Genomic DNA, 21939 nt, shown 5'->3' on the forward strand with positions numbered 1-21939 from the left:
AATTCCACCTTAATGTAGAACTAGACTGTACCAGTAAATGTAACCGAATTGGCCGAATAATGTTGAAGTTTCTTATAAAAGCAATATTGATATCCACGTTCTTTGGGCAGATGGCCTATGCCGTGCAACAATCCGATGAAGCCCCAGCCCCGGCAAAAGCCAAAATGGTCGATTTTGGGGTGCCCCCATCTGTCATTACAGGTGAAGATCGGGATCAGATCATTCAAAAAGTACAGGACAATCTGAATGCTATCCGTTCCCTAAAAGCCACTTTCGTGCAAAGAGGCCCGGAAGGCAATGTCGATGAAGGGACGATCTATATTGAACGTCCCGGCAAAATCCGATTTGAATATAGCAACGACAATCCGATTTTGGTGGTCAGTAATGGTGATATGCTTTCGTTCATCGATTATGAAATCAACCAGGTCAGCCGCTGGCCAATTGACAAAACACCTCTCAGCGTTCTGGTTAATGACCAGATTAATCTAAAAGATAAAGAAATTGAAATTCCTGAAATTATCCGCTTCGCCGGCCTGATCAAGATGTCGGTTGTTCAACCGGATCAGAAGGATCAGGGATTTATCACATTGATTTTTGAAGAATCGACCATGGAGTTGAAATCATGGGAAGTGATTGATGTTCAGGGCTATACGACACGTGTGGCTCTCGTTAACCCTGAATATAATATTGCTGTTGATGAAAAAGAATTTACCTTTAATGATCCAAGACCTCAACGAAATCGCGGTCCAAGAAGATAAATATTATTTAATCACTAAAATATTATAACCTCACCTTGAAAAATAATTTCCTGATCCCATCTATATAATATGATCAGGATGAAGTGGTTCTCCAACCTTCCTTTGAGACTTTCCATCCTGATCTTTGGATCAAGAGGTTTTTCCTTTTTCCCCTCCCTCTTGTTCTAGCAAACTGAACTTTTACCCGGCCAGCAATCTGGCCGGGTTTTTTATTATTAATTCCTCTTGTAGATACGTTCAGTTCAGACTAATTTGCGGGTGTGAGGAAATAAGATGAGAGACATTGATCCCGAAGACGAAAATTTCACTGATTTTGATGAAATTGACGTAAATGAAGAATATCCGACACTTATGCAGGTTGCCCGCTTTGCAGACCTTGTACAGAAAACACCCTGGTTTCATCATTTGGGGAAACCCTTGACTGACCGTACCTTAAAAATTTCCCGTGACTATCTTGAAGCTCTCGGATTTCCGGAAAGCTATCCTGCAGAAGTTCCGGACTGGCAGGAAGCCATTTCCTGTCTGGAAACATATGACTGGAACAGCCCAGCGTGGGAAGCAGAAGAGCAACTGGCTGCTTCCTTAATTTCAGACACGCTGGAATTCATTGAGGAAGACGTTCTGGAAGTCGCCCTGACAAATGTGACGGTCAAGGCCGCTGAATTTATCAATAACGCCGTTGAGACCGCCTCAATTCTTTGGGGCGTTGACGATGAAGAACAAATCGCCGCCGCCGTGGGGCAGGCCGTGCAAAGCTGTTATCACGCCGCACTGGTCATTGCTGCAGGTGAAGAAGAAACCCACCCATTCGCACTGAAATTCAGGCTTTATGAAAGTGGCCACTGGCCGCTGGGTATTGCCGGGAATACTTTTAATATATTTTAGAAAAGAGGAGTAGTATGTCAAAAATCCGTCTTATCACGTGGAATATTAACAGCGTACGCGCAAGGCTTGATATTGTTGATCGATTGCTGGCGGAATATAATCCGGATATCCTCTGCCTGCAGGAAACAAAGGTGCAAAACCAGATGTTCCCCAAGGACGTTTTCAACAAATACGGATTAATCCACCATGCTCTGGCCGGACAGAAAAGCTATCACGGAGTAGCCACCTTAAGCCGATTACCAATCGCATCCATCAATATAATAGACTGGTGCGGTAAGGGGGACGCGCGACATGTTGAAACGGCTCTGGACAATGGCATTAAGCTTCATAATTTTTATGTACCGGCAGGCGGTGATGAGCCGGACATAGCCCTGAATGATAAATTTGCTCATAAATTGGACTTTCTTGCTGAAATGACAGACTGGTCCCATACTCTGCCACAGGATGACCATCATATTCTTGTCGGTGATTTGAATATCGCCCCGCTGGAAAGTGACGTTTGGTCCCATAAGCAACTGATCAATGTGGTTAGCCACACCCCTGCTGAATGTGAGGCCTTAAATGCGGTACAGGAAGCCCATAACTGGTTTGACGTTATGCGACATTTCGTTCCGGACCCGGAACGATTATACAGCTGGTGGTCTTATCGTGCCCGCGATTGGCGAACCTCTGACAAAGGGCGGAGACTGGATCATATTTGGTGCAGCCAGCCTTTAAAGGGAAAAATGAAATCCATGAAAGTGCTTGAAGATGCTCGTGGCTGGGAAAAGCCATCGGATCATGCCCCAGTGATGGTTGATATTGAGCTTTAAATTATTTGTTCTTTTTCAATATACCGCTTGCCACATCAACAACATCTTTGGTGAAATTCATCATTTTCTGACCACCGTCAACAGGTAAAACGGCACCGTTAATGGACTGCGTATTGATCAAATGGCAAACTGAGGCCGCAACATCATCAACATTAATGGGCGCTCCTATAAAATTTAAATGACTGGCAAGCTCAAAATTTTCTTTGCTTTGAGTCTCACTGATCAGGGTTAACCCTGGTGCAACGCCGTTAACACGCACTTTCGGGCTAAAAGCCTGCGCCATCATTTCGGTCGCCCCATAAAGGCCGAATTTGCTTAAGCTGTAACTGAAGAAATCTGCATTTAAAGCAAAGACCTTACTATCCAGGATATTTACGACACTTCCCCGCTCATTATCAGCAAGACTATTATATAGCCCGCGGGCCAACTGCATAGGGCCACGCAAATTTATATTCATATGATCTGAGAAACTTTTTTCGTTAAAATCAGTGGCTTCATCACGACTAAAAAGTGAAGCATTATTGACAATATGCCGTAACGATTTGCCCGATTCCACAATGTTGGTCATCATAGATTCAACAGCATCATAATCACCAAGATCGCATTGCACAATTTCACCGCCCGCTTCAAGTTCCGAAAGCAGGACTTTCGCATCATCAATGCTTTTATGGTGGTGAATGAAAATATAATAGCCAAGACGGCTTAAATATTCGGCAATTGATTTGCCGATCCGTTTGTTCGCCGCTGTTACCAGTACGCTTTCAGTCACATAGTTTCCTATAGATCATTAATGGTCATGTCCGGTCGCTTCCACCATGGAATATCGGGACCACCGTAATGTTCCGTTGATATGGCTTCATCCGGATCGCCGGTAAAAATAACTGTGTTGGTAGGCGTTTCTTCAATTTCCACACGATTACAGCGCATGTCAATACCGTCATTTTTAAGAAAGGCATTGATTTTAGCATAAAAACAGGCCGCGAGTATTTCCGTCGTCGGATCCCCAGGCGTTATTAAAAGATGCGGCAGGTTTTCAGGTTCCTTTTCCTTAAAATAATCTAGCAGGGGATCATGATTGCTCAGCTGCATACTATGATCAACCGCATTATCGATCCAGTTATGCCAGGTGCTTTTTAACGTACTAAACCCGTTATTCATATTATGATTGCCATCAAGCGGCATATCCGAATTGCCAACCAGATAAACTTTGACATATTCGTTATGGCCATGCGGCACAAAACACTTGCTGTTTTTCAGATTAAACAGCCTGTGGCTCATGCAATATCGTCGTGTAAAACAAATCTCAAACATCATGATGCGCTTGATATAGAAGGAAAGGCAAAGAGTCTAGCTATTTCCCATACTATAGCCACCATTTTCGGTGATAATAATTCTGGCGTCAGACGGGTTTTTTTCTATTTTTTGCCGAAGCCGGTATATATGCGTCTCTAATGTATGGGTGGTAACATTTGAATTATACCCCCAAACTTCATTCAGCATTTTTTCCCTCGAGATGGTCGCCCCATCAGCCCGTTTCAGGAATTTAAGGATAGCCGTTTCCTTTTCCGTTAGTCTGATTTTTTCTTCCGTATCCTTATCTGTCAGCGTTTTCTCCCCCGGCTTGAATATATAATGACCGATAGGATAGCTTGCATCCTCACTGATCAGATGCTGACGCAAGTGTGCCCGGATACGGGCAAGCAATACCCCGAATTTAAAGGGTTTTGTCACATAATCATTCGCACCGGCATCAAGACCAAGTATGGTATCAGCTTCCGATGCATTGGCTGTAAGCATAATAATCGGTGTGCTGACGCCGCTTTTTCGCATCATGCGGCAAACTTCCCGGCCATCTATATCCGGCATGCCGACATCAAGAATGATTAGGTCAAAATCTTTGGCCTTAACGGCATCAAGGCCGCATTTACCGTTATTGCACTGAACTGTTTTAAATTCTTCGTGAAACGACAACTGCATTGCCAGATTTTCGCGAAGATCATCGTCATCATCAACAAGCAGAATGGTATAGGTATGGCTCATGCGTCTTTCTCTGTTAAAACACTTAACTTAATATTATATAAGTCGTATAACCAATATCAAAATAAATAAAGGCAATTGAAAGCACAGTGGATAACAATTCCGTGATCAATCAGAAACTTATATCCGTCGAGCGTGCCGCATCAGAACTGCGGCGGGGCGGAAGCGTCATTATCACGGACGGGTCGCTAGCCCATATGGTAACCTCCGCTGAACTGATCACTGATAACAGGCTTGATAAATTTATGACCCTGTCAAAGGATAAGCCACTTATCGGCCTAACCTATAATCGGGCCAATATCCTTAAAATTTCCCCACGGTCCGGTGATGTGGCCCTTGTGAAAATCAAGGATTATATGGACAGCGGTGTTATTTCATCAATGGCTGATCCTGCGGATGATCTGCAGCATATTATGCAGGGACCATTTCAGGTATCCGATTCTAAACCCGTCAAAATTCATGATGCCGGAATTAAATTATGTAAAATTGCAAAATTGCTGCCGGCTGCTGTTTTTAGCGGACCAATTGAAAATTGGCACGCGCTGGCGGCGCAAAATAATCTTCTATGCCTGGACGCAGGCGATATTCTCAATCACACCATCCGTGAAGCCTTGTCCCTGAATATCATTACGTCGGCAAAAGTTCCCCTTGCCGGCGCTGAAAATGCTACGATGGTGGCTTTTAGGCCCGATGACGGCGGCACCGAACATTTTGCTATTATCATTGGCGACCCAAAACGCGATCAGGCTGTGCTTACCCGAATTCATTCCGAATGTTTTACAGGAGACCTGCTTGGTTCCCTAAAATGTGACTGCGGTGAACAGATGCGCGGCGCCATAAAATATATGAGCGATGAGGGTGGAGGCATCCTTCTTTATCTTGCGCAGGAGGGACGCGGTATTGGCCTGATTAATAAACTGCGGGCCTACCACCTTCAGGATCAGGGATTTGATACTGTGGATGCCAATGAACGGCTTGGATTTTTAAGTGACGAACGAATTTTCGAGCCCGCCGCAGAAATGCTTAAAAAAATGGGCTATGGCAAAGTAAGGCTGCTGACCAATAATCCTGATAAAGTTTCGGGACTTGAAGCCTGCGGTATTGAAGTTACGGAACGGGTACCCCACAAATTTCCGTCAAACACCCATAATGATCTTTATCTTAAGACAAAAAAGAAACGATCCGGCCACCTGCTTTAACCTATACCAATCAGGATAAAACCTGCTGCGGATAGTAAAAAGCCTAACTTTTGATTGAAATTAAGCCGTTCGCCAAAAAACAGATAAGACATCAGAAGCAAAAAGAACATGTCCAGAGAAAAAATGGTGACGACAATGCTGCCCGGCCCGCTTTCAAGTGCCTTTACATAGAAATAGAGCCCTGCATAGGATACTGTACCGGTAAACCCGCCAACAGCCATTACCTTTGCTTTAGAGACCTTTCCCGACCAAGGATTTTTATTCTTTCTAATTATCCCCATCATAAAGAACAGTACACAATAACCATAAGCAAGGGCCAGAATAACCGGACTTGACAGATCCATTTCATTGGCCACCTTAAGACCGCCATTTCGAAAGGCGATTAAGACCATGCAAACCAGCATGATCAAAAACCATGTCCGGTTTGCCGGTCTTCTGTTTTTCCCTAAATTGAGATTAACCACCACCATCGCCGCCAGAAACGAACTTATCCCGAAAAATTCAAGAGGACCCAGAACTTCCCCGTAATAAAGAGCAGAAATCAGAATAACGATAACAATGTTGGCTTTGGCAAATGCCGCAGAAAGCCCGGCAGGTCCGCGGCGAAGGCCGTGGGAAAAAGCAAAATTTCCCCCGGCGGAGCCAAGCCCGACTAGCATGGCCATAATATGATAGGCAATGTTCTTTGCCTCTCCGAAGTCATCGTAACCTTCTATAAGGAAACAAAGTGTCCCAACCGTATAAAGCCCGGCAAATAATAGACTTCGTCACCATTATTATGGGCATTCCATTTAAAAAGAAGCCCGCCGATCCCGAACATAAGGGCACCGAGCAGGGCTTCAATAATGTAAAATTCCACGTTGCCTATTCCGCAATATGACGGGTGGCGGCTGAGAATTCATCAAACTCTTCCTGCCAGTCCGATTTATGGTTACTTCTGTGAACTTGCACTGCCGTAACCTTATATTCCGGGCAGGATGTCGCCCAGTCTGAATTGTCCGTGGTGACAATATTGGCGCCCGATTCCGGCATATGAAATGTGGTATAAACCACACCCGGCTGCATTCGGTCTGTGACCTTTGCTTCAAGCACCGTATTCCCCATGCGGCTTTCGATCATCACCATATCCCCATCAACAATTCCCCTAAGCTCCGCATCATGCGGGTGGATATCAAGCGTATCCTTATCATGCCAGATATTGTTTTTGGTTCTGCGGGTTTGTGCCCCCACATTATACTGGCTTAAAATCCGCCCTGTGGTCAGGATCAGCGGGAACCGCCGGCTGGTTCGCTCAGTGGTCGGCACATATTCCGTGACGATAAAGTTGCCTTTACCGCGAACAAATTCACCTATGTGCATGATTGGTGTCCCTTCAGGGGCCTTTTCATTGCAGGGCCACTGGATCGATCCTTTTTCATCAAGATAGTCAAAACTGACATTGGTAAAAGTCGGGGTCAGTCGCGCGATTTCATCCATAATTTCAGAGGACTGATTATAATGCATATCATACCCCATGGCCCGGCCAAGACGGCAGGCAATTTCCCATTCATCCATACCGTTAAGTGGTGCCATGACCGGTCGGACCCGGCTGATCCGACGCTCCGCATTAATAAAGGTTCCATCCTTTTCAAGGAAGGATGTACCGGGGAAGAACACATGGGCGAACCTTGCTGTTTCATTGAGGAATAAATCCTGAACAATCAGCAAATCAAGAGCGGATAGCGCCGCTTCCACATGGTGGGTATTAGGGTCAGACTGGGCAACATCCTCGCCCTGAATATACATGGCTTTATATTTACCCTCTACCGCCGCATCAAACATATTAGGAATGCGGTATCCGGGAACCGGGTCAAGCGCCACGCCCCAGTCTTTCTCAAAAAGTTGTCCGGACAGCGTCGTCACTCACCGGGCGATAGCCGGGAAGCTCATGTGGAAATGAGCCCATATCACAGGAACCCTGTACATTATTTTGGCCGCGCAACGGATTAATGCCAACGCCGCTGGCGCCAATATTTCCGGTCGCCATTGCCAGATTGGCCATACCGATCACCATGGTGGACCCCTGCGAATGTTCGGTTACACCAAGCCCATAATAAATCGCCGCTCTGCCGCCCGTGGCATAAAGTCGTGCCGCCGCGCGGATATCTTCTGCTGGAACTCCTGTATATTTTTCAACGGCTTCCGGGCTGTTGACCTGATCAATGATAAAGTTGTGCCAATCTTCAAAGGCCTGCCTGTCACAGCGCGCATCAATATAATCCTGATCCATCAGTCCTTCAGTCATCACCACATGGGCGAGTGCGTTGATCATTGCAACATTGGTGCCGGGAAGTAGCGGCAAGTGATAATCCGCTTTTACGTGGGGTGATTTGACTAGACCGGTTTTACGCGGGTCAATGACAATCAGTTTCGCCCCCTGACGAAGTCGTCTTTTCATCTGACTGGCAAAAACCGGATGGGCGTCGGTTGGATTTGCACCGATCACCATAATCACATCGGCATCCATCACACTGTCGAAGGTTTGGGTACCCGCTGACGTGCCTAATGTTACCTTTAGACCATATCCTGTTGGAGAATGGCAAACACGCGCACAGGTATCCACATTGTTATTCTGGAACGCCGCGCGGATCAGCTTTTGCACGACATAAACTTCCTCATTGGTGCAGCGCGATGATGTAATGCCGCCAATTGATTTCCGGCCATGTTGCTTTTGAATATCCATAAGCCGCGTTGCGGCATAGTCAATGGCTTCGTCCCAGCCAACTTTCTTCCAAGGGTCTGTAATGCTCTCACGGATCATCGGGCTCAAAATCCGGTCCTCATGAATAGCATAATCCCAGGAAAAGCGCCCTTTTACGCATGAATGACCGTGATTGGCCTGACCGTCTTTCCACGGCATCATCCGGACAACTTTGTTATCTTTCAGTTCTGCCTTAAACCCGCAGCCAACACCGCAATAGGCACAGGTGGTGATCACACTTTGGTCCGGTTTTCCAATTTCGGCCGTCCGTTTTTCAAACAGGCTGTCCGTCGGGCATGCCTGCACGCAGGCACCGCAGGATACACAGTCGGATGCGAGAAAGGACTGATTGGTTCCAGCTGAAATTTTACTGTCAAATCCCCGGCCATCAATGGTAAGGGCAAATGTTCCCTGCACTTCCTCACAGGCCCGAACGCAGCGCGCGCATAAAATACACTTGGCCGGATCAAAACTGAAATATGGATTGCTGTCATCAATGATTGATTTCAGGTGATTATGGCCAGATTTGCCATAGCGGTTTTCCTTAAGCCCGACGAGCCTGGCCATATCATGCATCGGACTGTCTTCATCAGGATGGTCGGATAAATAAAGCTCCATAATGCCCCTGCGGATTTTTGTCAGCCTGTCCGAAGTTGTCTTAACCGACATATCCTGCGCAACCGGCGTGGTGCAGGAGGCCGGTGTGCCGCGCATACCTTTAATTTCCACAAGGCACAAACGGCAGGAGCCATATTCTTTCATGCAGTCACTGGCACACAGACTGGGAATTTCACAGTCAATTTCACGGGCCGCCCGCATGACGGATGTGCCCACTGGCACGGTTATTTTTTTGCCGTCAATGGATAATTCAACAGATTTTTCAGAAATCTTTTTCGGTGTCCCGTAATCTTTTTCAATAATCAGGGTCATATCATTTATCCTTAAAATCCTCCGGCCAGTATTTCATTGCTGACTTAACTGGAATGGGTGTCATTCCCCCCATAGCACATAAAGATGAAGTGTCCATTAATTCGCAAAGCTCTTCAACCAATTGATAATTACCCGCTTCAATCTGTTCCGCCCCTCGGGTAGAGCCAATCCTGCAGGGTGTGCATTTGCCGCAACTTTCAATCGTACAGAATTCAAAGGCGAATTTTGCCTGGGCTTTCATGTCCGCCGTTTCATCAAAGACAACTATTCCGCCATGTCCAAGCACAGCGCCCGCATCAGAAAATGCCTCATAATCAAGGGGCAAATTAAAGTTGTCTGGCGCCAGATACGCCCCAAGCGGACCGCCAACCTGAACCGCCTTAACCGGTTTCCCGCTATAGGTTCCACCGCCGAACTTATCAATCATATCACCAAGGGTTATGCCAAATGCTTTTTCCACAAGACCTCCTCGCCTGATATTGCCCGCAAGTTGAAACGCTATTGTACCACGGGAACGTCCAATTCCGAAATCTTTGTAATATTCGCCGCCACGGGCCAGAATAATCGCCACGCTGGCCAGTGAAATGACATTATTGATCACGGTCGGTTTGCCGAATAATCCTTCGTGAGCCGGCAAGGGGGGTTTGGCCCGTACCATACCGCGTTTTCCCTCAAGACTTTCGAGCATCGCCGTTTCTTCGCCGCAAACGTATGATCCCGCACCAATGCGCACTTCAATATCAAAAGCATTACCACTGCCTCTAATATCATCGCCTAAATATTTGTGCTCGTTTAGAATCCTGATTGCTTCATTCAGTATTTCTTTACAGAGCGGATATTCACTTCTTAAATAAATATATCCTTTGGTCGCCCCGACAGCTACCCCGGCAATGATCATGCCTTCCATCAGGCAAAATGGATCACTTTCCATCAAAATCCGGTCGGAAAATGTACCGCTGTCACCTTCATCGGCGTTGCAGCAGATATATTTCTGGTCCGCTTCTGTCTCAAAAACTGTGTTCCATTTAATACCTGTTGGAAAGGCGGCACCACCCCGTCCACGCAGACCTGACGTCATGACGTCATCGATAATTTCTTTTCCGGACAACTTTAATGCCCTTGAAAGTCCTTCAAATCCGCCATTTTTAATATAGTCGTCTATTGAAAGCGGGTCTATAAGTCCGCAGCGGACAAAGGTAAGCCGCTCCTGATTTTTTAAATATTCGATATCTTTTGTCAGCCCATGGCATAGCGCATGGTCGGCACCCTCAAGAAACCCGGCTTGATACAGATTTTCAACGTCAGATACCGTCACCGGGCCATAGGCCACCCGCCCTTTATCCGTTTCCACCTCGACCAACGGCTCAAGATAAGTCATGCCCCAAGTGCCGTTTCTGATCACATTGACCTCTGCCGGCAGGGCAGCAATGGCTTTTGCAACATCATCTGCCCCCATAGAAAGGGATGCCGTATCACGCGGAACATATATGTTTATCATTGTCCACCTTCCGATTTTAACAACTTTTCAAAGTTGTCTTTGTTGGCTCGGGGCAATAATTTTCCATTTATTTCTATATTGGGGGATAAGGCACAGTTGCCAAAACAATAAACCGCTTCAAAGCTGTACTCATCATTATTTTCGCCCAGCTCAAGCCCCAATAATGATTTAACCTGTTCCGTCAGCTGACGGCTTCCCATTGCCTGACAGGCCTCTGCCTGACAAATGCGCACCTTCGTTCGCCCGCCGGGAGCAGTTTTAAAATCATGATAATAGCTGATAACGCCATGAACTTCGGCGCGGGAAATATTAAATCCTTCCGCCATTAAATCGACTGTTTCCTTCGGTACATAGCCAAATACATGCTGCAAAGCATGCAGGCATTCCAGTAATCCGCCCTGAATGTTTATATAACGGCCAATAATTTCTTTTGCTTCATCCAAGTCAGCCATCAGGCTTTCCTATCCTAATATTGCGGCATGATGCTTTAAATGATCATCCATAAAAGTTGATATAAAGAAATACCCATGATCATAACCTTCATGACGTCGCAATGTCAGCTTCTGGTTCATTTCTTTGCAAGCACTCTCAAACTTTTCCGGCATAAGTTGGCTTTCCAGGAATGGGTCATTAAGCCCCTGATCTATAAGAATTTCAGGACTTTCCACCGCGACATGACCCTTTTTTATCAAGGCGCAGGCATCATAGTTGGCCCAACTTTCCTGATCATCGCCAAGATATTTTCCGAATGCCTTATGTCCCCATGGGCAGTTCATCGGATTGACAATAGGCGCAAAGGCAGAAACCGACTTAAATTTATCTCTGTTTTTAAGGTAAATTGTCAGTGCACCATGTCCGCCCATTGAATGCCCGAAAATACCGATACGTTCAGGATCAACCGGAAACTCTTTCGACACCAGACCAAATAATTCATCGCTAATATAACTATACATATTAAAATGCTCACCCCAGGGTTCCTGAGTGGCATCAATATAAAAGCCCGCCCCTTTGCCGAAATCCCATCCTTCCTCATCGGGAACATGATCACCGCGCGGTGATGTATCCGGTGCTATAAGGATTAACCCCAACTGTGCTGCCATTTTGTAGGCACCGGCTTTGGTGGTAAAGTTGTCTTCCGTACAGGTAAGCCCGGCCAGATAAAATAGCGCAGGGCATTTTCCCTCAGCGGCCTGAGGTGGCAGAAACACTGAAAAATTCATGTCGCAGCCAACCGTCATTGCCTTATGGCTGTAATAGCCAACTTTCCCGCCAAAACAACAATGTTCCGATTTAAGGTCCATATTTAATATACCACCACACTTCTGATTGATTTTCCTTCATGCATCAGATCAAAAGCCGTATTTATTTCTTCAAGCGGCATAGTGTGGGTGATCAGATCATCAATATTGATCTTGCCATCCATATACCAGTCAACAATCTTGGGAACATCGGTTCGGCCTCGCGCGCCGCCAAAGGCTGAACCACGCCAGACCCGCCCGGTCACTAGCTGGAAAGGCCGTGTTGAAATTTCCTGCCCGGCACCCGCCACACCGATAATAATGCTTTCCCCCCAGCCTTTATGACAACATTCAAGGGCTTGTCTCATCGTGTTGACATTACCGATACATTCAAAACTGTAATCCGCCCCACCATTGGTCAGATCAAGAATGGCTTCCATAATATCGCATTCATTGGGGTTTAAAAAGTCAGTCATACCAAATTTCTTGGCAATACCTACTCTTGCCGGATTAATATCGATGCCGATGATTTTGTTGGCACCGACCATGCGGGCGCCCTGAATGACATTAAGCCCGATACCGCCAAGGCCGAAGACAACAACATTTGACCCCGGTTCAACCTTGGCGTCAAAGGCAACCGCTCCAACACCCGTGGTCACACCGCAGCCGATATAGCATATTTTTTCAAAATCCGCGTCCTTCCTCACCTTGGCAACAGCGATTTCAGGCAGGACCGTGTGATTTGAAAAAGTTGAGCAGCCCATATAATGAAGTATCGGCTCACCATCAATGCTAAACCGGCTTGTCCCGTCCGGCATAAGCCCGGCACCCTGGGTAGACCGAATTTTCTGGCAAAGATTGGTTTTGGGATTAAGGCAATAATCGCATTCCCGACATTCGGGCGTATAAAGCGGGATCACATGATCGCCAACCGCAACGGATTTTACCCCTTCACCAACTTCAAGCACGACACCGGCCCCTTCGTGACCCAGAATCGCCGGAAAGGCCCCTTCCGGATCATCCCCGGACAGCGTAAAGGCATCAGTATGACAAATTCCTGTTGCTTTAATTTCAACAAGAACCTCACCTGCCTTTGGCCCCTCTAAATTCACCGTTTCAATGCTTAAGGGCGCTCCCGCTTTAAATGCAACTGCTGCTCTAGTTTCCATATTTATTCTCCAGTTTTATTATCATCCCACACTATCCGTACGTTTCATATTGTCAATTTTTTATGCCAGAAATTCTTTCGTTTTCTGAATGGTTTCCGCCAGACCAATCCGCTCTACTTTGACACTTTCCGGAAAACAACTCAAGAGCCGACTTGGCGTTGCCCCATCCAGCATCACAAAAACCCCTTTGTCGGTTTTTTTACGGATCAGCCGGCCAAATGCCTGCTTCATGCGAAGCCTCGTTATCAGGTCATCATAGGTTTTTTTGCCGAAATGCTCGCGCCTGGCTTTATGCAATATAGTCGGGCGCGGCCATGGCACTTTATCAAACACACATAACCTTAATGAATTTCCCGGCACATCCACACCGTCCCTGACCGCATCCGTACCCAAAAGACAGCTATGTTCAACCATTCTAAAAATGTCAATCAGGGTCGCCACGTTGATCGGGTCAACATGCTGGGCAAATATTGGCAAATGGGCATCCTCAAGCGGGTCAAGGAGCCTGTTATAAACTTCTTTTAGCCTGCCAATCGCTGTAAAAAGACCAAGTGCACCACCGTTTGATGCCAGAAATAATTCACGGTAAGCCGCTGCCAGCTGATCGAGAGAGCGAATGTTCAGATCATCAACAATAAAGACCCGGGCCTGGTTTTCATAATCAAAGGGTGATTTAAGACTGTATCTTGCCGGTGGCTGAATAAAATGAGCCGCACCCGTTCGGATTTCAGCGCTGTTCCATTCAATATCCGGATTTTGACTTTCGACAAGCCTGTCACGAAGCGTCGCAGATGTAATCAATGCTCCATGAGCCGGCTTTAGTACAACATTGGCAAATGGTTCGCTCGGGTCAATCCAATGCCTGTACATCCCTACATCATTTTCCCGACCGCCAATTCGGCTCAGTTCGAACCAGTCTATAAAATGAGATGTTGGCTTTTCACCAGAATTAAAAACTTCAAGCATGGGAATCCAGCCATCTGAAATTATTTGACAGCGCCTTGTAATACTGCGGGAAATGGACTCAAGTCTGTTTCTGGTGCCTGTATCAAGTTCATCCGCCTCCATATCCAGTTTTTTCAGCAGAAGTGCAGAGAGCCGCTTTAATGGTGCGCTCAGATCCGCAAGAGCAACACTCAGTTCTTTGGCCGCTTCAATCAGTTCTTCGGATGGGTTCGTTGTATAGGTTTCTATAGAGTGATAAGCCTCTCCACCCCTTGTTCTGGCATAAATCTGCTCTCTAACACGTACCAGGAAATTTTCCATTGGTCCGAATGGCGCCCCTTCAGAAATTCTATTCTGCCATCCATCCGCCGGAAGACAGGCCGCAGCCAAATATACCTTGTTCAGAAATTGGCCCGCTTCTTCCTCATCGGCAATTAAATCATCCAGTCGCCCTTTAAGTCCTTTGCCGCGGCGGTTCTGTAATTCCGCACCTCTGATCCAGCGCCTGAGCTCCAGCCCTTCCTGCCCGGTCAGATGGGCAGAAAAAACATTATCCGATGCATCAAATAAATGATGTCCCTCATCAAAAATATATCTTGTTGGCAGGTCCGCTTCCCCCTGTCTTGTCGCGCTTTGAACCATGACCAGTGCGTGGTTCGCGATCACCAGCCGGGCGGTTTTTGCTTTTCTTTGTGCTTTTTCTATAAAGCATTTTTTATAATGGGCGCAGGCTGAATAAACGCATTCGCCGCGGCGATCGGTTAGCTGGGAAAGTCGGCCCGGCCCAAAACTTTCCCCCAGCCAGGACGGGAAATCACCCCCGATCATGTCACCATCACGGCTGTAGCGGGCCCATCTGTTAACAAGCCCGAGCAGAATTTTTCCTTGCACCTGCGAAGCATTCGTTGATATTTCCTGTAAATTGAGCAGGCAAAGATAATTTTCCCTGCCCTTTCTGATCACAACTTTCTGTTTCTTTTCCCGAGGATTGGGATATAGACGGTCAAGTTCCTGATCAAGCTGTCGCTGCAGATTCTTTGTATAGGTGGAAAGCCAGACGGTGCCACCATTTTTTTCGGCCCAGACACTGGACGGCGCAATATATCCCAATGTTTTACCAATGCCGGTACCGGCTTCCGATAGGATAATTTTGGGCTCTCCCACCTTATCAGGGACATCAAAAATCTGGGCCGCTTTTGCAGCATATTCAAGTTGTCCAGGCCGTCTTTCAGAATTAGCGCCAAGAAGCGAAATAAGCCTTTCTTCCGCTTCTTTCGGATCAACATGATCCTGTCCGGGCGGTGGCAACGGCGCCGTTTCTTCCCATTCACCAAGATGGTTCCATACCTGATATTGGTCATTTCTCTGCGCATAGTTTAAAGCACCAAGGATTAATGGTCCCCAGCGCCAGCCGGCCTCGCTCATATTGTAAGCGATTGTCGCAGCACCTTCGGGATATTTATAATCAGGATTTTTTAATTCCTGAAAAAGAAGGGACGCCGCTTTAAGCAATATGGTCGCTTCATCTTCATGGCTATCACCCATCGAGGGCATGTCCAGAGCCAGGGAAAGCCCCATAGGCAACGGCAGACAAAATTCAGCTGGGCGTACAAATGCAAAAAGCTCTAAAATATCAAAGCACCGAGTAATATCTGCTTTCAGATGGCGTGCTGCAACCGGAAGATTACAAAGAATAAAATCATGATCCCGCACAATTTTGCGTAGCTCCGACAGGGTATAAACCTCAACCTCACCATCTGATGTCATAATGACGCCTCCGAGCGGCCCTACAACAAGTGCCGGAAGCTTGGAAAGCGTTTCATCAGGGTCAGGGAATTGTAGTAGAGAGGTTGTCATAGAGCCTTTTCAGTCATCCGATTTTACCTGACTATAGCCAGTGCCCGTTATGACGAAAAGAAAAAACAGGTCATAAACTTCATATTCAATTGAATGAGCGGTTGACCTCGAGTCCATTTAGCCTTATGAAGCCTTGCAACACATGGATTTTTAAAGATAGACACTTTAAATTAAACTGAAAGCAAGAATTATGTCTGCATCACCGGAGAGTATTAAATTTGCTTATGAAAGCAATGCGTGGCCGTTTCAGGAAGCTGAAAAACTGATCAAGCGCCTTGAGAAGTCCGGTAATAAAAAAGACTATGTTTTATTTGAAACGGGCTATGGTCCATCCGGTCTTCCCCATATAGGCACATTTGGCGAAGTTGCCAGAACAACAATGGTCAGAAACGCATTTGAATTTCTAACCGGTCAGAAAACCAAAATTATCTGTTTTTCCGATGACATGGACGGGTTCAGGAAGGTTCCCGATAACCTGCCCAATCAGGAAATGTTAAAAGAACATCTTGGCCTACCCCTGACCAAAGTACCGGACCCGTTCGGCACACATGAAAGCTTTGCCCATCATAATAATGCACGGCTCGTTAATTTTCTTAACGGTTTCGGCTTTGATTATGAATTTGTCAGCGCGACTGAGGCCTATAAAAGCGGCTCTATGGATCAGACCCTATTAAAAATGCTTGAAGCTTATGATAAAATTATCAACGTAATTCTGCCAACACTTGGCGAAGAGCGCCGCAAAACATATAGTCCGTTCCTGCCTATCTGCCCAAGAACAGGTGTCGTATTGCAGGTTCCTATTGTAAAACGGGATCTGGAAGCTGGAACTGTCAGTTACATTGATGAAATAACTGATGAAATTGTCACTGTACCTGTTACTGGTGGCCATTGCAAAATGCAATGGAAAGCCGACTGGGCCATGCGTTGGGTCGGCCTCGGCGTCGATTATGAAATGGCAGGAAAGGACTTGAGCGAAAGTGTGAAACTTTCATCCGCCATAGCCCGTATTCTTGGTAGCACGCCGCCGGAAGGTTTGAGTTATGAACTGTTTCTTGATGAAGACGGATCAAAAATTTCAAAATCAAAAGGAAATGGCATTTCCATGGAACAATGGCTTACATATGGCACCCAGGAGAGTCTGTCACTTTATATGTATCAGTCCCCCAGAAAGGCCAAAAAATTATATTTTGATGTTATACCCAAAACGGTTGATGAATATCTCAGTCATTTGAATAATTATCCAGCGCTCGAAGGAAAACAGAAATACGCAAGTCCCATCTGGCATATTCATGGCGAAAACCCGCCAAAAGAAGATGTTCCGGTCAGTTTTGCATTACTTTTAAACCTTGTCAGTGCCAGTAACGCAGCAGACAAAGAAACTTTATGGGGATTTATCAGTAATTATATTAAAGATGCCCGACCACAGGATCATCCATTATTGGATCAGCTGGTCGGATATGCGCTCGTTTATTATGAAAATTTTGTAAAACCCAATAAAAAATACCGTACCCCTACCGACATTGAGATTAAGGCTCTTAATTCTTTGAAGGAGCATATTGAGCAAACTCCGGATGATGCAGAAGCCAACGATTTACAAACTGTCGTTTTCTCGGTTGGTAAAGAATATAATTACGAAAATTTACGTGAATGGTTTGGGGCTCTATATGAAATATTACTCGGTCAGAAGGAAGGCCCAAGAATGGGATCTTTCATCGCCCTATATGGAAAAGAGAAATTTATCGATTTAATTAATCATGCAATTAAAGAGACTTAAACTTAAATATTAACAAAATTCTGAGGTTTTTTTGCCAAATAACTGAAATAAATGGCTAATATTATCGAAAATGAACGGTCTCATTAATGTTACATTAATTTATAGTATGTAAATTAGCGCTCTATACAGGTTCAGTATTTTAGTTTCATTGTGTGTTTGGAAATTAGAAAATAATAAGTCAAAGAATATCTTTGAGGAAAAAATGTATAAAATAAATTATAAAAATCTGTGGAAACGGGTATTTGACTTTTTTGCTGCTCTAATAATATTAATAGCCCTGAGCCCTTTCCTCCTCTTCGTAATGCTTCTTATAAAATGTAAAATGGGTAGCCCGATTTTCTTCCGTCAGGACAGATTGGGATATAATGGTGAAGTTTTCAGTATCTGGAAGTTTCGCAGCATGACAAACTGCCGCGATGAAAAAGGTGAACTTCGATCTGACGAATATAGACTTACCCGATTTGGTAAATTCCTGCGTGACTGGAGTATTGATGAACTGCCTCAGCTTTGGAATGTTGTTGTAGGCGATATGAGCCTTATCGGGCCACGCCCGTTTATAGCCGAATATGCTTCAAGATATACGGCTGAACAAATGCGCCGTCATGAAGTCCGCCCTGGAATAAGTGGCTGGGCACAGATCACCGGTCGAAATTCCATTAACTGGAACCAGAAATTTATCCTGGATGTCTGGTATGTGGACCATTGCAGCCTCCTGCTTGATTTGAAAATCCTTTTTTCAACCATTCCTCTCGTGTTGTTGAGAGCAGGAATAACTGCTGAAAATCATGTCACAATGCCAAAATGGAAAGGCAATGACCCCGTGAAACGGGAATCTTTATCAGAATAGTTTAATCGACTATTTTCTCGCCTCTCAGCTTTTTTAATGTACCTTTCTTCTTCTTGCTTTCGAGTCTGCGGGTTTTAGAGGCAAGTGTTGGATTGGTTTTCTTTCTCGTTTTCGGCAATATGCTAGCCTCTTTCAGCAACCCTGCCAGCCGCTGAATGGCGTCGTCACGGTTTCTAATCTGGGACCGGGTGTTATTTGCCGTTAAAACAATAATCCCGTCTGACGTCATTCTCTGTCCAGAGATTATTTTTAGCCGTTTATACATCGCATCGTTTATTGCCTTATTTTCCTTTGCATTAAAACGAATTTGGACAGCGCTTTCAACTTTGTTTACATGTTGTCCGCCGGGCCCCGGGGAGCGAATGAAGCGGACCTCAATTTCATTTTCATCAATTTTAATTGTGTTTGAAATAGTCAGCATTCATCTATTCTCTTTTATTTCACATATTTTTTATTCGTATATACAACGTTATATGATTATGATGCTCATACTATTTCTGCACGGAGTTAAGAATGAAGTTAAAATTTGCATCACTCATTATTTTCTGGGTATTTCTGGTTTCATCGGCACTGGCCGATGATACGCCAACAATTAATTTTGAGCAATATACACTCGGTAATGGATTAAGAGTTGTCGTCCATACCGACAGAAAAGCACCAATTGTTTCTATCAATGTCTGGTATCATGTGGGCTCAAAAGATGAACCGGCTGGAAAAACCGGATTTGCTCATCTGTTTGAACATCTTATGTTTAACGGTAGTGAAAATTATGATGATGATTATTTTAAACCACTTCAGGAAATTGGCGCGACCGGCATAAATGGAACGACCGCTCAGGATCGCACTAATTATTACCAAACCGTTCCAGTGGGTGGGTTGGACAGAATATTATGGATGGAATCTGACCGCATGGGACATCTTGTCGGTGCCATTGCGCAGGAAAAGCTGGATGAGCAGCGGGACGTTGTAAAAAATGAGAAACGACAGGGGGAAAACCGTCCCGGTGGCAAGCTCTATTATCATATTTATGAAGGCGTTTATCCTGAAGATCATCCATACCATCACTCGGTTATTGGCTCCATGGATGATCTGGATAATGCTTCGCTTGATGATGTAAAGGGTTGGTTTCAGGAATATTATGGCCCCAATAATGCCGTAGTTGTTTTAAGTGGTGATATTGATGCTGACACATCAAAACCGCTCATGGAAAAATATTTTGGCGATATTCCTGCCAGTAGACCGCTAGACCGCAAGACATCCTGGGTTCCTATACATGAGGCCAATCGCTATGAAGTGATGGAAGACAATGTTCCCCATACTTATCTAACCTGGTCATGGGCGGTGCCGGGCCGGACGACAAAAGAATTTGCAGATCTTGAAGTAGCTGCCGAAATATTTGGTGGCGGAAGAAATTCTAGGCTTTACAAGAATCTGGTCCATGAACAGGAGCTGGTCAATAGCGCATCAGCTTCTCTCATACCAGGGGAATTATCCGGAATATTTATAATCACCGCTGAATTGAAATTCAGTGATGACGCAGAAAAAATGACCGAAATAATAGAGAATATGCTTGCCGAGTTCCTAACAAAAGGACCATCGGAAAAGGAATTAAAGCGGGTAAAGGCAACAATTGAAAATGACATGATCCGCGCCATGGAAAGTATCTCCAGTGTGGGAACGGCGCTGGCAAGTGGTGCCGTTTATGCCAATGATCCCGGCTTTATTCATACAAAACAGCGTTGGCAGAATGCCACCACAAAAAAAGATATTTTGGCAGTCACCAATAAATGGCTTACTAAAGGCTTTTACAAAATCGACCTCGTACCGTTTGGCCGATACAAAGTAGAAAAAAGCGATGTAGACAGAAGTAAAATGCCTGATTTTACGGTTGAGGCAGATATAAAGCTGCCACCGCTTCAACACGCAAAGCTGGTCAATGGCATTGAAGTAACTCTTGCTGAACGTCATAGCGTACCAACCGTTAACCTTGCCATGGAATTCGATGCAGGACGGGTCACCGATCATGCCGTAAAATTTGGAACGGCGTCCTTCACATTTGGCAATATGAACGAAGGCACTAAATCGCTTCCCTCACTGGAATTTGATGACCGCAAAACCATGCTTGGTGCAAGGATTGGATTTTCAAACGGACTGGACAGTTCAAATATAAGCCTTTCAGCGCTTAAGAAGAATTTATCAGACTCCATTGATCTTTGGGCAGATGTAATCAGAAACCCGGCTTTCCGACCTGTCGATATTGAACGCGACCGATCCTTAACACTTGCCCAGCTTGAAGAAGCCAAAATGGATCCGGACAGTATTGCAGGAAGCCTGCTGACAAAAATTCTTTATGGGCCGGATCATGTTTATAGCGGACGGACCTTTGCCGAACGGGAAGAAATGGTTAAAAGCATCAATCGTCAGGATTTACTGGATTTCCACGAAATGTGGATAAGGCCGGATAATGCAAAAATATATGTTGTTGGTGATACAACCATTGATGAAATTACTGCACTCCTGAACGCGGCAATTGGCGACTGGAAAAATCCTGAACGCCCTAAGGGTGAGAAAAATATTACGGATGCGGAATATGCAAAAAATTCCCGCATCATTCTGGTTGATCAGCCCGGAGCAGGCCAGTCGAGAATTCTTGCTGCTCATCTCGTCTCATCTTCAAAAGATGAAAATGCCTTTAATGTAAATGCAATGAATGATATTTTGGGAGGCGAGTTTACGTCTCGTATAAATATGAACCTTCGTGAAGATAAAGGATGGTCATATGGAGCAGGAAGCTCAATCAGTCAGGCAATCCGTCAAAGATCCTTCAGGGTCAGCACATCGGTTCAAACTGATAAAACCGCTGAATCCATGAAAGAAATAATAAAAGACATAAAAGACTATCAAACGACAAAACCACCAACTGAAGAAGAATTGAACCTGATGGTAAAAGGAAATACCCTTCCTTTGCCTGGACAGTTTGCAACGAACCGTAGTCTTATCGGCTATATTATGAGAAATGAACTTTATGATCGTCCATATAATTATGCTGAGACTTTATATGACAAATATAAATCTTTGACGCCGGAATTTTTACAGAATATTGCGCAGGACTATTTAAGACCTGATGCCATGACATGGGTTGTTGTCGGTGATCTTTCAAAAATTGAGCAAAATATTCGTGATCTTAATATTGGTGACGTGGAAGTTTGGGATGCCAATGGCAAAAAAATTAGATAATTAGGAATTAAAA

General features: G+C 45.2%; 20 protein-coding genes. 7 read left to right on the plus strand and 13 right to left on the minus strand.

Translation table 11 applies throughout. From position 1 onward, the window contains the following. Window positions 1-59: 59 nt before the first annotated feature. From R3D86_05275 to xth, 3 genes are all read left to right on the plus strand, one after another. On the plus strand, window positions 60-758 hold the full coding sequence (locus R3D86_05275) for an outer membrane lipoprotein carrier protein LolA (GenBank protein ID MEZ5757614.1): 699 nt from the start codon (window positions 60-62) through the stop codon (window positions 756-758). Window positions 759-1031: 273 nt separating this feature from the next. Continuing rightward, complete coding sequence (locus R3D86_05280; protein MEZ5757615.1) at window positions 1032-1643, plus strand: hypothetical protein; 612 nt, start codon at window positions 1032-1034, stop codon at window positions 1641-1643. Window positions 1644-1657: 14 nt separating this feature from the next. After that, window positions 1658-2455 carry an exodeoxyribonuclease III gene (xth, locus tag R3D86_05285; GenBank protein ID MEZ5757616.1) on the plus strand — a complete coding sequence of 266 codons (798 nt, stop codon included), beginning with the start codon at window positions 1658-1660 and terminating at the stop codon, window positions 2453-2455. A 1-nt stretch (window position 2456) separates the two neighbouring features. Here xth and R3D86_05290 read toward each other — a convergent pair whose 3' ends face one another. The 3 genes from R3D86_05290 to R3D86_05300 are packed head-to-tail and all read right to left on the minus strand — an operon-like array spanning window position 2457 to window position 4495. Beyond that, the gene (locus R3D86_05290; protein ID MEZ5757617.1) at window positions 2457-3224 is read right to left on the minus strand and encodes an SDR family NAD(P)-dependent oxidoreductase; all 768 of its coding nucleotides are present in this window, start codon (window positions 3222-3224) and stop codon (window positions 2457-2459) included. An 8-nt stretch (window positions 3225-3232) separates the two neighbouring features. After that, on the minus strand, window positions 3233-3769 hold the full coding sequence (locus R3D86_05295) for a 6-carboxytetrahydropterin synthase (protein MEZ5757618.1): 537 nt from the start codon (window positions 3767-3769) through the stop codon (window positions 3233-3235). A gap of 33 nt (window positions 3770-3802) precedes the next feature. Continuing rightward, the gene (locus tag R3D86_05300; GenBank protein MEZ5757619.1) at window positions 3803-4495 is read right to left on the minus strand and encodes a response regulator transcription factor; all 693 of its coding nucleotides are present in this window, start codon (window positions 4493-4495) and stop codon (window positions 3803-3805) included. An 86-nt stretch (window positions 4496-4581) separates the two neighbouring features. On the opposite strand from R3D86_05300, the gene ribA reads away from it, so the two are divergent. Continuing rightward, complete coding sequence (gene ribA / locus R3D86_05305; protein MEZ5757620.1) at window positions 4582-5691, plus strand: GTP cyclohydrolase II; 1110 nt, start codon at window positions 4582-4584, stop codon at window positions 5689-5691. Here ribA and R3D86_05310 read toward each other — a convergent pair. From R3D86_05310 to R3D86_05350, 9 genes are read right to left on the minus strand one after another with little or no spacing between them, the layout of a single operon-like run. Beyond that, entirely contained in the window at window positions 5688-6407 is a 720-nt protein-coding gene (locus tag R3D86_05310; protein ID MEZ5757621.1) for an EamA family transporter, read from the minus strand. The two genes, ribA and R3D86_05310, sit on opposite strands and share 4 nt — an antisense overlap. Continuing rightward, window positions 6404-6550 (minus strand): hypothetical protein, encoded by a 147-nt coding sequence (locus R3D86_05315; GenBank protein ID MEZ5757622.1) that lies wholly within the window; start codon window positions 6548-6550, stop codon window positions 6404-6406. The genes R3D86_05310 and R3D86_05315 overlap by 4 nt, the downstream gene beginning before the upstream one ends. 5 nt (window positions 6551-6555) lie before the next feature. After that, the gene (locus tag R3D86_05320; GenBank protein ID MEZ5757623.1) at window positions 6556-7593 is read right to left on the minus strand and encodes a molybdopterin dinucleotide binding domain-containing protein; all 1038 of its coding nucleotides are present in this window, start codon (window positions 7591-7593) and stop codon (window positions 6556-6558) included. Beyond that, window positions 7565-9361: a molybdopterin-dependent oxidoreductase gene (locus tag R3D86_05325; GenBank protein ID MEZ5757624.1), complete on the minus strand. Its 1797-nt coding sequence runs from the start codon at window positions 9359-9361 to the stop codon at window positions 7565-7567. Before R3D86_05325 ends, R3D86_05320 begins: the two co-directional genes overlap by 29 nt. 1 nt (window position 9362) lies before the next feature. Beyond that, a complete protein-coding gene (locus tag R3D86_05330) occupies window positions 9363-10859 on the minus strand; it encodes an NADH-ubiquinone oxidoreductase-F iron-sulfur binding region domain-containing protein (protein ID MEZ5757625.1) in 1497 nt (498 codons plus the stop codon). Further along, on the minus strand, window positions 10856-11311 hold the full coding sequence (locus R3D86_05335) for an NAD(P)H-dependent oxidoreductase subunit E (GenBank protein MEZ5757626.1): 456 nt from the start codon (window positions 11309-11311) through the stop codon (window positions 10856-10858). The genes R3D86_05330 and R3D86_05335 overlap by 4 nt, the downstream gene beginning before the upstream one ends. 9 nt (window positions 11312-11320) lie before the next feature. Then, entirely contained in the window at window positions 11321-12160 is an 840-nt protein-coding gene (gene fghA / locus R3D86_05340; protein ID MEZ5757627.1) for an S-formylglutathione hydrolase, read from the minus strand. 2 nt (window positions 12161-12162) lie between these two features. After that, window positions 12163-13266 (minus strand): S-(hydroxymethyl)glutathione dehydrogenase/class III alcohol dehydrogenase, encoded by a 1104-nt coding sequence (locus R3D86_05345; GenBank protein MEZ5757628.1) that lies wholly within the window; start codon window positions 13264-13266, stop codon window positions 12163-12165. Window positions 13267-13326: 60 nt separating this feature from the next. After that, window positions 13327-16068, minus strand: a complete 2742-nt coding sequence (locus R3D86_05350) for an ATP-dependent DNA helicase (protein ID MEZ5757629.1) — start codon at window positions 16066-16068, stop codon at window positions 13327-13329. A gap of 190 nt (window positions 16069-16258) precedes the next feature. On the opposite strand from R3D86_05350, the gene R3D86_05355 reads away from it, so the two are divergent. Both R3D86_05355 and R3D86_05360 read left to right on the plus strand, forming a co-directional pair. Further along, entirely contained in the window at window positions 16259-17842 is a 1584-nt protein-coding gene (locus R3D86_05355) for a lysine--tRNA ligase (protein ID MEZ5757630.1), read from the plus strand. A gap of 202 nt (window positions 17843-18044) precedes the next feature. Further along, window positions 18045-18689 (plus strand): sugar transferase, encoded by a 645-nt coding sequence (locus tag R3D86_05360; protein ID MEZ5757631.1) that lies wholly within the window; start codon window positions 18045-18047, stop codon window positions 18687-18689. A 1-nt stretch (window position 18690) separates the two neighbouring features. On the opposite strand, the gene arfB is transcribed toward R3D86_05360, so the two are convergent. Beyond that, window positions 18691-19110, minus strand: coding sequence for an alternative ribosome rescue aminoacyl-tRNA hydrolase ArfB (arfB, locus tag R3D86_05365; protein MEZ5757632.1), 420 nt, complete (start codon window positions 19108-19110; stop codon window positions 18691-18693). A gap of 92 nt (window positions 19111-19202) precedes the next feature. On the opposite strand from arfB, the gene R3D86_05370 reads away from it, so the two are divergent. Next, the gene (locus R3D86_05370) at window positions 19203-21926 is read left to right on the plus strand and encodes a pitrilysin family protein (GenBank protein ID MEZ5757633.1); all 2724 of its coding nucleotides are present in this window, start codon (window positions 19203-19205) and stop codon (window positions 21924-21926) included. Window positions 21927-21939: the final 13 nt, after the last annotated feature.

This window comes from Emcibacteraceae bacterium (assembly GCA_041396985.1).
Lineage (GTDB): Bacteria > Pseudomonadota > Alphaproteobacteria > Sphingomonadales > Emcibacteraceae > Pseudemcibacter.

Coding starts and splice junctions, on each gene's coding strand:
- R3D86_05275 (MEZ5757614.1), top strand. CDS start 60: ATGTTGAAGTTTCTTATAAAAGCAATATTGATATCCACGTTCTTTGGG.
- R3D86_05280 (MEZ5757615.1), top strand. CDS start 1,032: ATGAGAGACATTGATCCCGAAGACGAAAATTTCACTGATTTTGATGAA.
- xth (MEZ5757616.1), top strand. CDS start 1,658: ATGTCAAAAATCCGTCTTATCACGTGGAATATTAACAGCGTACGCGCA.
- R3D86_05295 (MEZ5757618.1), bottom strand. CDS start 3,769: ATGATGTTTGAGATTTGTTTTACACGACGATATTGCATGAGCCACAGG.
- R3D86_05300 (MEZ5757619.1), bottom strand. CDS start 4,495: ATGAGCCATACCTATACCATTCTGCTTGTTGATGATGACGATGATCTT.
- R3D86_05325 (MEZ5757624.1), bottom strand. CDS start 9,361: ATGACCCTGATTATTGAAAAAGATTACGGGACACCGAAAAAGATTTCT.
- R3D86_05330 (MEZ5757625.1), bottom strand. CDS start 10,859: ATGATAAACATATATGTTCCGCGTGATACGGCATCCCTTTCTATGGGG.
- R3D86_05335 (MEZ5757626.1), bottom strand. CDS start 11,311: ATGGCTGACTTGGATGAAGCAAAAGAAATTATTGGCCGTTATATAAAC.
- fghA (MEZ5757627.1), bottom strand. CDS start 12,160: ATGGACCTTAAATCGGAACATTGTTGTTTTGGCGGGAAAGTTGGCTAT.
- R3D86_05345 (MEZ5757628.1), bottom strand. CDS start 13,266: ATGGAAACTAGAGCAGCAGTTGCATTTAAAGCGGGAGCGCCCTTAAGC.
- R3D86_05350 (MEZ5757629.1), bottom strand. CDS start 16,068: ATGACAACCTCTCTACTACAATTCCCTGACCCTGATGAAACGCTTTCC.
- R3D86_05355 (MEZ5757630.1), top strand. CDS start 16,259: ATGTCTGCATCACCGGAGAGTATTAAATTTGCTTATGAAAGCAATGCG.
- R3D86_05360 (MEZ5757631.1), top strand. CDS start 18,045: ATGTATAAAATAAATTATAAAAATCTGTGGAAACGGGTATTTGACTTT.
- arfB (MEZ5757632.1), bottom strand. CDS start 19,110: ATGCTGACTATTTCAAACACAATTAAAATTGATGAAAATGAAATTGAG.
- R3D86_05370 (MEZ5757633.1), top strand. CDS start 19,203: ATGAAGTTAAAATTTGCATCACTCATTATTTTCTGGGTATTTCTGGTT.